Origin of the sequence: Antarctobacter sp., assembly GCF_965277915.1 — a bacterium.
Classification (GTDB): domain Bacteria; phylum Pseudomonadota; class Alphaproteobacteria; order Rhodobacterales; family Rhodobacteraceae; genus Antarctobacter.
Genome location: NZ_OZ255849.1, coordinates 965,676 through 979,189, shown reverse-complemented (window position 1 = coordinate 979,189; position 13,514 = coordinate 965,676). Strand labels below are relative to the sequence as shown.

The 13,514-nt window shown below is 63.8% G+C and carries 13 protein-coding genes; 9 read left to right on the top strand and 4 right to left on the bottom strand.

Annotated features, from left to right (window positions below):
- Positions 1-32 precede the first annotated feature (32 nt).
- From ACQY5B_RS05620 to ACQY5B_RS05580, 9 genes are all read left to right on the top strand, one after another.
- Positions 33-1,403, top strand: coding sequence for an ABC transporter substrate-binding protein (locus ACQY5B_RS05620; RefSeq protein ID WP_305971012.1), 1,371 nt, complete (start codon positions 33-35; stop codon positions 1,401-1,403).
- Positions 1,404-1,478: 75 nt separating this feature from the next.
- Positions 1,479-2,369, top strand: coding sequence for an ABC transporter permease (locus tag ACQY5B_RS05615; RefSeq protein ID WP_420326020.1), 891 nt, complete (start codon positions 1,479-1,481; stop codon positions 2,367-2,369).
- Entirely contained in the window at positions 2,369-3,034 is a 666-nt protein-coding gene (locus ACQY5B_RS05610; protein ID WP_420326021.1) for a hypothetical protein, read from the top strand. Before ACQY5B_RS05615 ends, ACQY5B_RS05610 begins: the two co-directional genes overlap by 1 nt.
- Complete coding sequence (locus ACQY5B_RS05605; protein ID WP_305971015.1) at positions 3,027-3,863, top strand: ABC transporter ATP-binding protein; 837 nt, start codon at positions 3,027-3,029, stop codon at positions 3,861-3,863. Before ACQY5B_RS05610 ends, ACQY5B_RS05605 begins: the two co-directional genes overlap by 8 nt.
- Positions 3,860-4,450: an SCO family protein gene (locus tag ACQY5B_RS05600; RefSeq protein WP_420326022.1), complete on the top strand. Its 591-nt coding sequence runs from the start codon at positions 3,860-3,862 to the stop codon at positions 4,448-4,450. Before ACQY5B_RS05605 ends, ACQY5B_RS05600 begins: the two co-directional genes overlap by 4 nt.
- Positions 4,447-4,878: a copper chaperone PCu(A)C gene (locus tag ACQY5B_RS05595; protein WP_420326023.1), complete on the top strand. Its 432-nt coding sequence runs from the start codon at positions 4,447-4,449 to the stop codon at positions 4,876-4,878. The genes ACQY5B_RS05600 and ACQY5B_RS05595 overlap by 4 nt, the downstream gene beginning before the upstream one ends.
- A gap of 16 nt (positions 4,879-4,894) precedes the next feature.
- Positions 4,895-5,443, top strand: a complete 549-nt coding sequence (locus ACQY5B_RS05590; protein WP_420326024.1) for a c-type cytochrome — start codon at positions 4,895-4,897, stop codon at positions 5,441-5,443.
- Entirely contained in the window at positions 5,440-6,165 is a 726-nt protein-coding gene (locus ACQY5B_RS05585) for a Crp/Fnr family transcriptional regulator (RefSeq protein WP_420326025.1), read from the top strand. The genes ACQY5B_RS05590 and ACQY5B_RS05585 overlap by 4 nt, the downstream gene beginning before the upstream one ends.
- The gene (locus ACQY5B_RS05580) at positions 6,162-7,166 is read left to right on the top strand and encodes a YeiH family protein (protein WP_420326026.1); all 1,005 of its coding nucleotides are present in this window, start codon (positions 6,162-6,164) and stop codon (positions 7,164-7,166) included. Before ACQY5B_RS05585 ends, ACQY5B_RS05580 begins: the two co-directional genes overlap by 4 nt.
- Positions 7,167-7,608: 442 nt before the next feature.
- On the opposite strand, the gene ACQY5B_RS05575 is transcribed toward ACQY5B_RS05580, so the two are convergent.
- The 4 genes from ACQY5B_RS05575 to ACQY5B_RS05560 are packed head-to-tail and all read right to left on the bottom strand — an operon-like array spanning position 7,609 to position 13,456.
- Complete coding sequence (locus ACQY5B_RS05575) at positions 7,609-8,628, bottom strand: hypothetical protein (protein WP_420326027.1); 1,020 nt, start codon at positions 8,626-8,628, stop codon at positions 7,609-7,611.
- Positions 8,625-10,646: a ferritin-like domain-containing protein gene (locus ACQY5B_RS05570; RefSeq protein ID WP_420326028.1), complete on the bottom strand. Its 2,022-nt coding sequence runs from the start codon at positions 10,644-10,646 to the stop codon at positions 8,625-8,627. The genes ACQY5B_RS05575 and ACQY5B_RS05570 overlap by 4 nt, the downstream gene beginning before the upstream one ends.
- A 13-nt stretch (positions 10,647-10,659) precedes the next feature.
- The gene (locus ACQY5B_RS05565) at positions 10,660-12,009 is read right to left on the bottom strand and encodes a radical SAM protein (RefSeq protein WP_420326029.1); all 1,350 of its coding nucleotides are present in this window, start codon (positions 12,007-12,009) and stop codon (positions 10,660-10,662) included.
- Entirely contained in the window at positions 11,990-13,456 is a 1,467-nt protein-coding gene (locus tag ACQY5B_RS05560; protein ID WP_420326030.1) for a hypothetical protein, read from the bottom strand. The genes ACQY5B_RS05565 and ACQY5B_RS05560 overlap by 20 nt, the downstream gene beginning before the upstream one ends.
- Between the last annotated feature and the right edge of the window lie 58 nt (positions 13,457-13,514).

Genomic DNA, 13,514 nt, shown 5'->3' with positions numbered 1-13,514 from the left:
ACGACTTCTCGGAAACTCACAGGAGAGACGTGATGAAGACCTTCCTCAAGACCACCCTTACGAGTACAGCCCTGGCCAGCTTCGCATTCGCGGCATGGGCCGAAGAGATCACGATTGCGATCGGCCACCAGTCGATGTGCACCGACACCTACACGGCGGGCATCGTCGTCAAGGAGCTCGGCCTGCTGGAGAAACACCTGCCGACCGACGGCGCATATGCCGATGCGGAATGGGACATCACCTGGTCCGACTACAGCTCTGGTGGGCCGATCACCAACCAGATGCTGGCCAACAAGCTGAACATCGGCGTGATGGGCGACTATCCCCTGATCGTGAACGGCGCCAAGTTCCAGGAGACCGACAGCCTGCGGTCGATCTATGTTGCCGGCACCGGCTACAACCTCAAGGGCTCGGGCAACGCCATCGTCGTGCCGGTCGACAGCGACATCTATTCCATCGACCAGCTGCGCGGAAAATCGGTTTCGACTCCGGTCGGTTCGGCGGCCTGGGGCATGCTGCTCAAGGCGATGCAGGACAACGACATGCCGGCCGGTGAATACGTCCTCAAGAACCAGAGTCCCGCCGTGGGGGCCGCAAATATCGCCGCCGGCAAGATCGACGCGCACAGCGATTTCTGTCCCTGGTCCGAGATCATGGAATTCCGCGGCACGGGTCGCAAGATCTACGACGGATCCGAGGCCGGCGTGCCCTACCTGCATGGCGTCGTCGTCCGCGAGGATTTTGCTGAAGAATATCCGGAGGTCGTCGAGGCCTTTCTGAAGGCCGTGATCGAGGCCGGTGAGTGGATCCGCGAGGACCCGATGCGCGCCGTGACCGAGATGGAAACCTGGACCGGGGTCGAGAAGGAGGTTCTGTACCTCTACTTCTCCAAGGGCGGGCACCTGACGCTGGACCCGACGATCAAGACCGAATGGGTCGATGCGCTAAAGTTCGACCACGGTGTCCTGGTGCGCGAAAAAGCGATCCCACCGCTGGATTTCGATGCCTGGATCACCGAGGACTACATCAAGGCCGCCTATGCCGACATGGGGCTGGACTACGAGGCCGACAAGGCCGCGACGGTCGACCCGAAAGAGGCCAATGCCGGGCTTCCGGCCGAGATCTGGCATGCGCGTGACGGAGTCTCGACCTACGAGACCATGCCCGAATTCCTTGCCGCCGTGGCCGCGATGCAGGGCACCGGGGCCAAGCTGAACGCCACCTATGTCTACGATAGCGAGACCGGGCTGAAGCTCTTCGGCAAGACCGCCTTCTGGGTCAAGGCCGGCGAGGATTACGCCACCTTCCTGCGCAAGGGCGAGGCTGAGGCCCATGCCGCGAACCATTCCGGCGAGGTCATCACCTTTGACGCCGCCATCGCGGATTTCACCACCGAGGGCTGATCCCTTCCCCTCCTGATCAGGCCCGGGGCGGAGGTCCCGCCCCGGGCGTGCAGCAAGCTCCACCGGAGGCCAGCCATGTCCCAAGCGCTGAAGACGACACCGACCCCACCCGAAACCGCCACGCCTGAACCGGCAGTCCCGGCCAGCCCCGCGCCACCGGCGTCCCGGCCAGCCCTTCGCCTGCCCCGGATCAGTGCCGCGCAGTTCGGCAACCTCGGCCTGATCGCGCTGTCATTGACGCTGGGCGTGCTGGCCTGGCACCTGTTGACCGCCAACAACGTGGATTTCTACATCAATTTCCAGAATGTGCCTTCTCCCTGGCGCGTCTTTGATGCCTTCGTCGCGCATGTGCAGACCGGGATTTTCTGGACCCATATCGGCGTTTCGATGCGCCGTATCCTGATCAGCTATTCACTGGCCTGCGCCCTTGGCATCGGGATCGGCCTGGTGATGGGCCGCTCGCACCTCGCCCGGGCGCTGATCATGCCCTACATCGAAGTCGTGCGCCCCATTCCCGCCGTCGCCTGGATCCCGCTGGCGATCCTGATGTGGCCGACCGAGGAAAGCTCGATCATCTACATCACCTTCCTCGGCGCGCTCTTTCCCATCGTTCTGAACACGCTGCACGGGGTCGAGCAGACGCCCGAAGTGCTGGTGCGGGCCACGCAATCACTGGGCGCCTCGCGCTGGGACGTGTTCCGGCACGTCGTCATCCCGGCCGCCCTGCCCTCGATCGCGGCGGGTCTTGCCATCGGCATGGGGGTCAGCTGGTTCTCGCTCCTGGCCGGAGAGATCATCTCGGGGCAATACGGCATCGGTTATTTCACCTGGAACGCCTACAGCCTGATCAACTACCAGGACATCGTCGTCGGCATGCTGGTGATCGGTTTCCTTGGCACCGGCTCGACCGCGGCGGTCAAGCTGCTGACCGCGCCGATGCTGGCCTGGCAGAAGAGGACGCGGTGATGGCGCCCCTGTCCATCATCGCCAACGAGGTCCGGCGCCGCTGGCGGCACCTGCTGTTTTGGGGAGTCCTCTTTGCCCTGCTGCACCAGGTCGCGATGTTCGCCGCGCTCTTGCTGCGGTTCCGCGCCTGGCCCAACTACGTCACCTTCTACGACTGGCCCGGCAACGTGCTGCACATCGTCCGCTCCACGCCATCGGTGCGCGACATGGTCGGGATCATCCGCGAAGAGTGGCTGATCGAGATCGGGCGCATGAATTACGACTACGGCACCGGCATTTCCGAGTGGAGCCTGAACATCATGCCCTCGCGCCTGCTGGTGCTGTGCCTGCTCGGGGCCTTGGTGGGGCTGGCCTTCTCGCTCCTGCACCGGACGGCCTGCGCTTCTGGTGCCCGGAACGGCCTCAGGGCGACAACCGGGCTGGGCGCCTTCCTCGTGGCGCTGACCAACGTGACGATGAGCTGGGTTGTCTGCTGCGCCACACCGTCCTGGGTGGTCGGCCTGGCGATGCTCGGCCTCGGCACCACGACCTCGCTGGCGCTGGAACGCTCCGGCCCGCTGCTGTCGGTCTTGGGCTTCGGCCTGCTGACGGCGCTGATCCTCTACCTCGCGTGGCGCAAATCGCGCCCCGCTCAACAGTCAAAGGGAGCCCCGGCCCATGCTTGATATCCTGAAATTCAAGGCCCCTCATCAACGCGACGACATCGGCAAGGGGCGCATCGAGGTCAAGGATGTCTCGATCACCTTCGGCAAGGGCAAATCGGCCTACCGTGCGACCGAGACCACCGATATAACCATCGAGGCGGGCGAATTCGTCTGCATCCTCGGGCCGTCCGGCTGCGGCAAGTCCACGCTGCTGAACGCCATCGCAGGCTACGTCGAGCCATCGACAGGCGCGGTTCTGGTCGACGGCAAGGAGGTTCGCAAACCTGGCCCGGATCGCGGCATGGTCTTTCAGCAATATTCGCTGCTGCCATGGAAGACGGTCTATGAAAACGTGGCCTTCGGCCCCCGCATGGCCGGGCATTCCCGCACCGAATCCGGCTCGACCGCCAACACGTTTCTGGAACTCGTGGGGCTGAAGAAATTCGGCGATCGCTACCCGGCGGAACTGTCCGGCGGAATGCAGCAGCGGGTCGGCATCGCGCGGGCACTGGCAAATTACCCCTCGGTCCTGTTGATGGACGAACCCTTTGGCGCGCTCGATGCCCAGACCCGCCTGATGATGCAGGAAAGCCTGCTGGACATCTGGCGCAAGTTCGGCACGACGGTCGTCTTCGTCACCCACGACGTCGACGAGGCGGTGTTCCTGGCCGACCGCGTCCTGATCATGAGCGCGGCCCCCGGGCGCATCATCGAGGACGTACGCATCGACCTGCCCCGCCCGCGCTCGACCGACATGGCCACCGACCCGGCCTACATGCAGGCCCGCCAGCACTGCCTTGCCACGATCAAGGCCGAAAGCCGCAAGTCCTTTGAAAGCCAGAACGCATGAGACGCCTTGCCATTCTCCTGTCGCTGATCGCCGCGCCGCTGATGGCCCAGGTCCAGGGCGTCGAACTGGACGAACCCGTGGCCCTGCCCGCCTTTCTTCTGGACAATGACATGGGCGAGACCCTGGACAAGGGCGCCCTGACCGGACGCTGGACGCTGGTGATGTTCGGCTTTCTCTCCTGTCCCGATGTCTGTCCCTTCACCTTGGGCAACCTCGAGGCCGCGGTGGCGGAGACCTCGATGCGGGTGCGGCCGGACAATGTTCCACAGGTGGTCTTCGTCTCTGTCGATCCGGCACGGGATGCAGGAACGGTCAGTGATTATGCGCGCTATTTTCACCCCGATTTCCGGGGCTTCACCGGCACCCGCGACCAGATCGACACCCTGATCGAGGCGACGGACAGTTTCTACCGCCTGATGAAACCGGATGCCTCGGGCTACTACGAGGTGCAGCACAGTTCCGCGGTCTCGGTGATCGCACCGGACGGCACGCTGCGGGCCAAGCTGCAGCCACCTTTTGACCCCGGCGCCACCGCCGAATTCCTGGCACGTCTGCAGATCGCCTACCGCAGGAGCCTGAACCAATGAAACGCCTTGCTGTCCTTGTCCTTGCGCTGATGATGCCCCTTCCTGCCTCTGCCGGCGACCTGGTGGTATCGGGCGCTTTCGTACCAATGGCCCCGCCGGGTGTCATGGCCCATGCGGCCTATTTCCAGCTGACCAACGACGGGACCGAAACGCGCCGCCTGATCGGCGTCCGCGCCGAGGGATACGCGATGGCGCATCTGCACCGCTCCGACGACATGGGCGATGTAGCGACCATGTCGGCGGTGGATGCGATCGACATTGGCCCCGGTCAGAGTATCGTCTTCGCCCCCGGCGGGCTGCACGTCATGCTGATGCATCCCGCCGCGATGCAGGCAGAGGGCAACACGGTCTTGCTCACCCTGTCGTTTGCCAACGGGGATACCCTGGCGGTGCAGGCTCCGGTCAGACGGTTGCGGCATGGGTCGTAAAGCCACGTTCTTCCCCATGGTATTGGCATTGGCCGCACCGGCCTGCGCCGATTTCGACGCAGAGGCCTTTCCACCCTACGAACGCTGCGCGCTCTGCCACGGGCTGTTCGGGGTTTCGGCCAGTGCCCGCTTTCCCAACCTCGCGGGGCAGGAACCAGTCTACATCGAAAACCAGGTCCGGGCCTTCCTGTCCGGTGACCGTCACAACGACGGGGGCCAGATGTCCAGCATCGTGACCGAGCTGAAACCCGAAGAGATCGCGGTGGTGGTCGAATGGTTCGCAACCCAGGACCCGCCCGCCCCGGCGCCCGAAGGGGATGCCAAGGGCCGCGCCCTTTATGAGGCGCGGAACTGTGGCGACTGCCATGACGCCGAAACCTCCTATCTCGGCGTGCCGCACCTCACTGCACAGCACGCGGATTACCTGGCCAAGCAGATGCAGGATTTCCGCGATGGCACGCGCGGTACACACCTTGGCTGCCTTCCCCACGGGCCGATGATGCCCGACGACGACAGCGAAATCGCAGCCATTGCCGCCTACCTAGCCTCGGTGCCGCGCCCATGAGCGACGAGACCGATATCGACAGCACCAGCCCCGGCGCGATCTACCTGTCGGAGTATTTCCTGGAACTCAACGAGGGCGCCGGGTTCCTCGCCAGCCTGTCCCCGGACCAGCGCAAGAAAGTGCGTAAACTTGGCACTCGCTGCAGCTTTGCCAAGGGGGAAGGAATCTTTCACCAAGGCGCGGCCCATACCGGCGTCTGGGTCATCGAGGAAGGCCGCGTGCGGACATTCTACACCGGCCCATCGGGGCGTGAGATCACCCTTGCCTACTGGAGCCCGGGTCATTTCGTCGGCGGACCAGAGGTCTTTGGCCGCGGCCGCCACGTCTGGTCGGCGGATGCGCTGGAAGATTGCCAGTTGCTGTTCCTGTCCGGAACCAGCCTGCACCACCTTGTCCGGGAAGTGCCCGAAGTGGCGATTGCGGTGATCGACGGACTCGTGGCCAAGGGCAAGAGCTATTCCGCGCTGATCCAGATGCTGGGCACGCGCACCGTGTCCGAGAGGCTGCGGCAGCTGCTGGTCATCCTCGCCGATGCACATGGGCGTGAGGAAGGTCAGACCATCGTCGTGGACCGGACATTGACCTATGAACAGATCGCCGCCATCGTCGGCGCCACTAGGCAATGGGTCACGCAATCACTGGACAAGTTGAAATCCGCCGGAGTTCTCGAAATAACGCGCAGCGAGATCATCATCCACAACCTCGAAAGCCTCGAAGAATGAACCTGACGCGCGTCTCGCCGCCGTTGTCGACCCTCCGCGCCCGCACCCAAGAGCACCTGCCCGGTGTCGCGGTGGCGGGCGTCATCAGCATCGCCGCCTTTGCCATCGCCGCGCGCTACGACGCGCCGGTCATGCTGTTCGCGCTGTTGCTTGGCATGGCCATGTCCTTTCTGGCCGAGGATGAACGCACCGCGATCGGGATCCGGCTGGTGGCCTCTACGGGGCTGAAACTGGGCGTTGCCCTGATGGGGCTGCGCATCTCCTTCGAGCAGCTGTTCGACCTCGGCCCCGCTGTCTTCCTGCTCATCCTTCTGGGCAGCGCAAGCACGATCCTGCTGGGCTTGGCCATCGGGCGGGCGATGGGCTGGTCCGGGTCGGCGGCTCTGATCGCCTCCGGGGCGGTCGCGATCTGCGGAGCCTCTGCCGCCCTGGCACTGGCCTCTGTCACGCGTGGATTTCAGGGCAAGGACGATCACACACTTCTGGTCATCATGACGGCGACGGCCCTGTCGACGGTGGCGATGATCTTCTACCCGGTCTTTCTCGGGCTGGCGGGGTTCGGCTTGCAGCAAGAGGGTATCATACTGGGCGCCTCCATCCACGATGTCGCGCAGGTGATCGGGGCCGGGTTCTCCGTGTCTGAAACCACAGGCGAGACCGCCACTCTGGCCAAGATGACCCGCGTCGCGATGCTGCCTGTCCTGCTCTTGCTGGTGACGGCCGGGACAGGACAGGGGCGCGGCGGTTTTCGCCTGCCCTGGTTCGTCGTCGCCTTCGTCGTCCTGATGGTGCTCAACCAGCTGGTCGCCCTGCCCGCCGAGGTCATCGACGGCAGCAAGACGCTGTCCGGCGCGCTGTTGGTGACGGCCGTTGCCGCTTTGGGCCTTGGCAGCGCCCCCCGCAAACTGCTGCGCGCCAGCGGTGGGGCATTTGCCCTGATGGCCGGCCTGTCGTTCTGGCTGCTGGCGGTTGCCACGCTGGGTGTCTGGCTCTGGGCCTGATCGCCTCCTCTGCGCTGGACTGTGTTTGGCCCTCGACACTCGGAACTGCGAACTGGCGAAGGGCGGCAGGTGATCCTTGAGAAGTCCGACTCGCGGATCCTCCGGTCCTTACCGTAGAGCGCGCGGTATTCGTCTTTATTGTCGAACACCTGTCGCCCGACATAGTCGACATGGCTCTCTGTGGGCGTGCCGTCGGCGAGCTGAACCCGCCGTTTTATTTCGGTGGCACAAACTCATGACCAGATTGGAGCACCCTGACAAAGACGACGAACAAGTACTCACCTGAGCTGCGCGAGCGCACCTTTCGCTTGGTTCTGAACACTCCCGGGCAGCATGAGAGCCGTCGATCGAGAGAGATGGCACGCAGTTCTTTTCATCGCTCGCACCGACCCCGACGGCGCATCGGAAGCCCCCTGCCGGGACGTCGGCGAGCTTACCCCGCCTAGGAAACGAGGTTCAGCCCCTCCAGCCTGAGCGACGGCACCTTTTCCGTCTCGGCAATGGCGGACTGCAGCATCCTCCGGGCGATGTGCGACTTTCGCAATTCAAGCTGCCAGTCCGCATCGACGCAAAAGGCCTCCGCGTAGAAGGACTGGCATCCGTCCAGGTGGTTCAGGAAAGACGTAGTGATCCTTTGCCGGTAATGCCCTGCCGCGTCTTCCACGGTGTCTTGGCAGGTCAGGACCGCCGCGGCAAGGATCGCGGTGCGAATGGCAAACGGCGCCCCTTCGCCGCTGACCGGATCCAGCCGCACACCCGGCCCGCCGACGAAGATCCTCCCTGGCCCGGCCAGGGGAAGGCAGATTGCCGGGGCCGCCGGAAAGTTCGTGATTGCCCCAAGCCGCGCAACATGCGGAGAGATCAGCGTGCTCTGGTCCAGCATCGCCCGTAGCCGGGCGGAGGGATCGGCCGGGCGCTTGGGAATCATGGCCTGAAGGATGCCGCTGGCCGCGTCGATCGGGGCAAGGAACATCCATCCGTCCATCAGCGACTCGATCAGGCTCCGTGCCGGTGCGATGGGACGGTTCAGTTCCACACGAGAGGTCAGCATCGTGCGGTCGCCGATTTGCAGCATGTTCGACCGGCAGGTTGCCGGATTGACCTCCCGTTCAACAGGCCCTTTCGTGTCCATCTCGCCCCTGTCCAGCATGTCAAAGAGTCGGGACGTCAGGGCACCCACATCGACAACCCGTCCTTCCTGCGCGATCCGTTGGGGCACCGGATCGTCACCCCATATTACCTCGCGCATGGTCAAGGCATGACCCGGCCCGTCGCCACCGACCCAGAGCGCCGGAAAGAGATCGCGCAACAGTGAGATCGCGACATCGTTGATGCAGATGAATTGCGGGCCGGAGGGGGGACGATCCGCCCCCGCTGCCAGGGTGAAGCTTGCCCCCTTGAGCTGGAGACACCGGGCCAGCACCGCCGTCGCCAGCGAGCGACCGTTGATCCGGATCGTCACTCGCGGAACCGCGACTTGTCGATGGCCTCGGCAAAGGCCTCCATGATCTGCTCCACGCTGCTGTCATGCGCCGGGTCGGCGCCCAGTCCCGGTTGGGGACGCTCTCGCACCGACATGAGCGCCATCGCCGTCTTCGGTTGCGCCAGCAACCCGTGAGCACGGTCCAGTAGCTTCATCGCGTCGTCCCGACTGCGCACCGGAGGATCGAGTTCCCAACCGTCCGGCAGGGTAAAGAGCGGGGTCACGCCCTTCCCTGCCAATTCCAGGTTGACCGCGTTCATCCGGAACATGACCGAGATCGCCCGGCGCAGCGCGGGACCGCTGATTTTTGCCTCGGGGATGGCAAAGGCGATCTTCAGCAGCATGAGCAAGGCCTGGTAATGGTTGTTCGACTCCTGCTGCATCGCCTTTCCGTCGGGATCGTCGGCCTCGGCCGGCTGCCCGTAGAGCGTGTCGTAGGGGATATCCGGGTTCGTGTTCGGCGTCGGCTTTTTCCACGTCCCGTCAAGGATGTAGGAGGGCAACGCACCGCGGGCGGCATCGTCGTAGAAGGCAAAGTTCTGCTGCGCGGTAGAGAAACGCACGTAATGCCCCTCGCCCTCGTCGACGATCAGCTTGACGATCTCGATCGCCTGACGGCGCACCTCCGGTTCGATCTCGTCATCGCCAAGTTGTTGCAGAGAGTGCAGGATACCGACGTACATCCCGTCGAGCCCCGCAACGGTGGACCGGCTGGGCCGCTCCACGTCGATGAACCATTGCAACTGCGGGCTGGACAGGCTCTGCATGTAGAACGGCACCTTGAAGGTCCGTCCCAGCGTCGAGGCGCGTTTCGCCGTCGTGTCCGCCCCCAGAAGGGACAGGATCTCGTTCGCCCAACGGAAGTGACGCATTTCATCGATGGCCACATCGAATACCGTGCGCGCCGAATGCCACAGGCGAAAGGTCCTGATCGACTCGTCCTTGGCCGGTTCCGTCCAGGGCACGTCGACGGAATAGAAGGCATAGAGGTACTGCACCGCCAGCGCATGTTCGACCGAGGCGAGGTATGTTACCTCTTCCTTGATCTGCTCCAGCGACATGACGGGGCCGGTCGGCCCTTCGGGCGGCACATAGGTTTCGCCGAACTCGCGGCCGTTCAGAACCGGGCGCAACTGCTCCCAGCCATCCATCATCTCGGCATAGTCGATCTCGCGCTGGCGGCGGGCATTGTAGCCATAGGCGATGTCTTCGGTCTGCGGCTCCACGTTACGGTTCTTGCGCTGGAAGTTGAGGTATTCGTATTGCCCGTCCTCCGACGAAATCACGTCAGGCTTGTTCGAGGCCCAGTAAAAGCACTGGCAGTCACGGAAATCATAGGTCCATGGTGTGCACAGGGTGCGGGTCAGATCGCCCGGATCATAGACCTCGGGCGCAAGCACGCCCTGTTCGTTCAGATATTCCAGCCGGGGTGCAGTCATCGCGGCAAAGAGCAACTTGCCGTTCGGGTCACGCTCCAACTTGTTGCCGCCGGCCTTGATCGCGGTAAGGGCATCCTTGAACGCAGATTGCCCCATAGGAGGGTTGGGCCCCACGGCGATTGAGACATCCCCCGGCAAGAGGCTGTTGATCTGCCGCCAGGCATAGAGCCCCTGCTTGCCGGTGAAATCCATGGTCGTGACCTGCACCGCCCCGTCCAGATCGTTGTTCCGCCCATGCATTGCCCAGAGGTACAGGTTGTGGTCCAGGTCCTCGTCCGTCAGCCCGAGGTCCTTCCAACGCTGTGCGAGCGAGGCCGGTGTCATCGACACCAGACGTGCCCCATCCTGACGATAGACCTCGAAGTAAAGGCCGGGAAAGAACATCTTCTGGATGTTCTTGGCGTCCATTTCCAGCCCGGGATAACAGTTGTCGACTCCATCCTCGGGGCGCGTGGCCACTGAATTTCCGGGAACGATATAGGCCGCCCGCGCGGTCAGGTTCCGGGGAAAGATCTTCCATTCCCTTGGGTCTTCGGGCGCGGTCGGCAAAGTCGACATGGTCGTGTCTCCCTCAGTTGATGGGCGTGGCGGCCGGGCCGGCCTCGAAATGGGCGGCCGGGTTCACGAAGTAGCCGGGGACCTCTGTGCAAAGCTCGGCATAGGCGGCGATGCAGAAGCTCAGCCAGCCTCGGACATAGTCACAATGCAGGCGGCCGCGACGGTCCACCTCGTGGTAGCAGCCACCGCCGCACAGATACCGCGCCCAGCAGGATTTGCAGGGCTCCTGACGATCCACATGGCGATGGTCCAGATGGGCCGCGCGGGCGGACAGGTCAGGACCGTCAAAGATGTCGCCCATGGCCCAGTCCGCGTCATCCACCAACCGGTGACACCCATAGAGCCTGCCCTCGGCGTTGACGCTGAGGTAGGCCGCCCCGGCGCCGCAGGGATAGGGCCGGTGGCTGCCGCGATGGATCTCATGCAGGGCAGTTTCGAAATTGCTGAAGGGGTAGCGTTCGCCGCGCATCAGGCTGTCCCGCGCGGCCCTGCCGCAGCGGATCATCTGTTCGAGGAACCAGCCAAAATCGGCGCGCTGGAACTCCAGCGATGCTTTTGGGGAAACTTGCACAGGGGCAAAACCCGCGTCGCCCACGCCCAACGAAATCATGTGGTCGAGGATCTCCAGCAGGTCGCCCGAGGCCGGAGTGACCGTGACCCGCGCAGCGACATGCGCCGGGCCGCCGTCCTCCAGGATCCGCGCCAGCCCGGCAAGCGCGCGGTCATAGCTGCCGCCGCCCCTGTGGTCCGGACGCATCCGGTCATTCAGCGCGCGGTTTCCATCAAGACTGATTGTCACCATGAAGCGGTGATCGCGGAACAGGCACGCATCCTCTTCGCGCACGGTGGTACCGTTCGTCGTGATCGAGAACTTGGCCCGCCCGCCGTTTTTCCGGGCTTCCCGCGCAGCATAGGCGGTGGCGTCATGCACCACCTTGCGGTTCAACAGCGGTTCGCCCCCCATGAAGCCGACAACCACGTCGGCGCCCGGCCCGGCCTCTTCGATCAGCCGGTCGATGGACGCACGCGCGGTCTCTGCCGTCATCGAGCGAGCCTTGCCACCAAACAGCCCCTCGTCGGCATAGCAGTACTGGCAGCCGAGGTTGCAGGCCTGCGCGACATTCAGCGACAGCGCACGCAACGGTGGCACCTCCGGCGCCTCGGGTCCGATGAACCGGTGGTTGCCGCCCATCGCCTCTTCGAACCGTTGCGCCTCGTCTTCACTTCCGTTGGCAAAGAGTGCCGCGACACGGTCCGCTGTATCCGCGTCGATGTCAAAGACGCGCGACCCGTTGGTGGCAAAGACATGGTGGCCGATGTCGCTCTTGATCAGCTTGAAATTCTCACGAAGTCGAGGGGCCATCGCCTCTGTCCTTCCCTGAAACGCGATCGAGCCAAGCCTTCATGAGGTTGTATTGCCGTTGCGTGATGGTCATCGGGTTGGAATCCGATCCGCGCATCAGCGCCGGCATCTGCGTGTCATAGGGCTTGGGGTCGTCGGCCGGGTTCCTGATCCAGTCGGCAAAGAGTTCCGGCCGCTGCGCCATCCGCGCCTTGAACACGTCATAGGCCAGGAAACGCTTGTGGTTTGCGCGCCCAAGTTCCGTCAATGGCAGTGGATGACCGGGCCGGGGCGGCTCTGGCGTGAAGGGATCCTGCGGATCGTTTGCATCGTTGGCCAGTCCCGATCGCAGGTTCTGGTGATCGAGGTTCGACGCCTCCATCGTCTCGCGCACGCGCTGCATGAAATCGGCGATTTCCATCTCGGTCTCGATCCAGTTGGAGCCTTCCGTGAAGGCCGGCTCCGAAACCTGCTCGCGCTCCATCAAGTCGGCAAGGCCATCCGCCACCGAACGGAAGGGTCTACGATCCGGCTGGAAATCCGGCGGACAGCAGGTAAAGCGCGCATGAGCCGTCAACTCGCCCCCGGCAACACCTTCGCCCTTGACCAAGACCGAGATCAGCCCGTCGTTGCTGTCATCGAGAAAGCCAAGGCTGATCCCCAGGCCGCTGTTATTCGTCGATGGTTCCATGGCGTAGAGGCCGCCCGGGTTGGTCCGGGGGTCATTCGGATCGTCCTCGTCCGCCGGGTTCCAATGGGCCCAGGCACATTCCGGGTTCAGCGTCAGCTGGATACCGTCGAGAAAGGTCTCGCGCCGGAAGGCCTCGGGCACCAGCGCGGTCAGGTCCCGATCAGCGGTGTTGGTCGGTGCGTAGATGTGCCCCTTGGGCGGCGTGATGCGCAGCCGGATTTCGGGGAATTCGTCGCTGGGCCGAATGATCTGTACCGCGCCCAGCGGCAAGGGGTCTCCGTGGATTATCGGGTTCGCGGCACCCTCGGGGCTGACACCGTTCAGAGGCGCCATTTGGTGCTGGTCGCCGGACATCTCGACGACGGCATCGACGTGGTCGCCATCGGCCCCCGTGTAGTGAAACGCCTTGCGATTGGCGGCATGGATGCGCCATGTCAGATCGCCCAGCGTCAGCCCGCAGGCCTCAAGGACATCCGTGGTAATCGGCCCCTCGGCGCCATTGTCCAGCCTCCCGTGCAGCTCGAAAAAAGGTGCCACTGGCAGCCATTTCTCACCGTCGCGAAAGCGGATTTCCTCGGGCATGTAGGCCGATATGCAGCCGTCCTCACCCACCCGGAACGTTGTCGTTGGCCGGATCACGGTCTCGGCCGTCCCGCGGGAAGAGTAGTCATTCTGTTCCCAGTGGAAATTCACCATCGGCTCTTCGGCTTGCCCGAAACGGGCAAAGGCCAGAGGCGGACAAATCCAGAGTTCTTCGATGACAGAGCTTGTCGTCATCTGGCCCTCCCCAATATTCCAATAGGGCGACACAATACATCCAGAAACAGCCCTGACG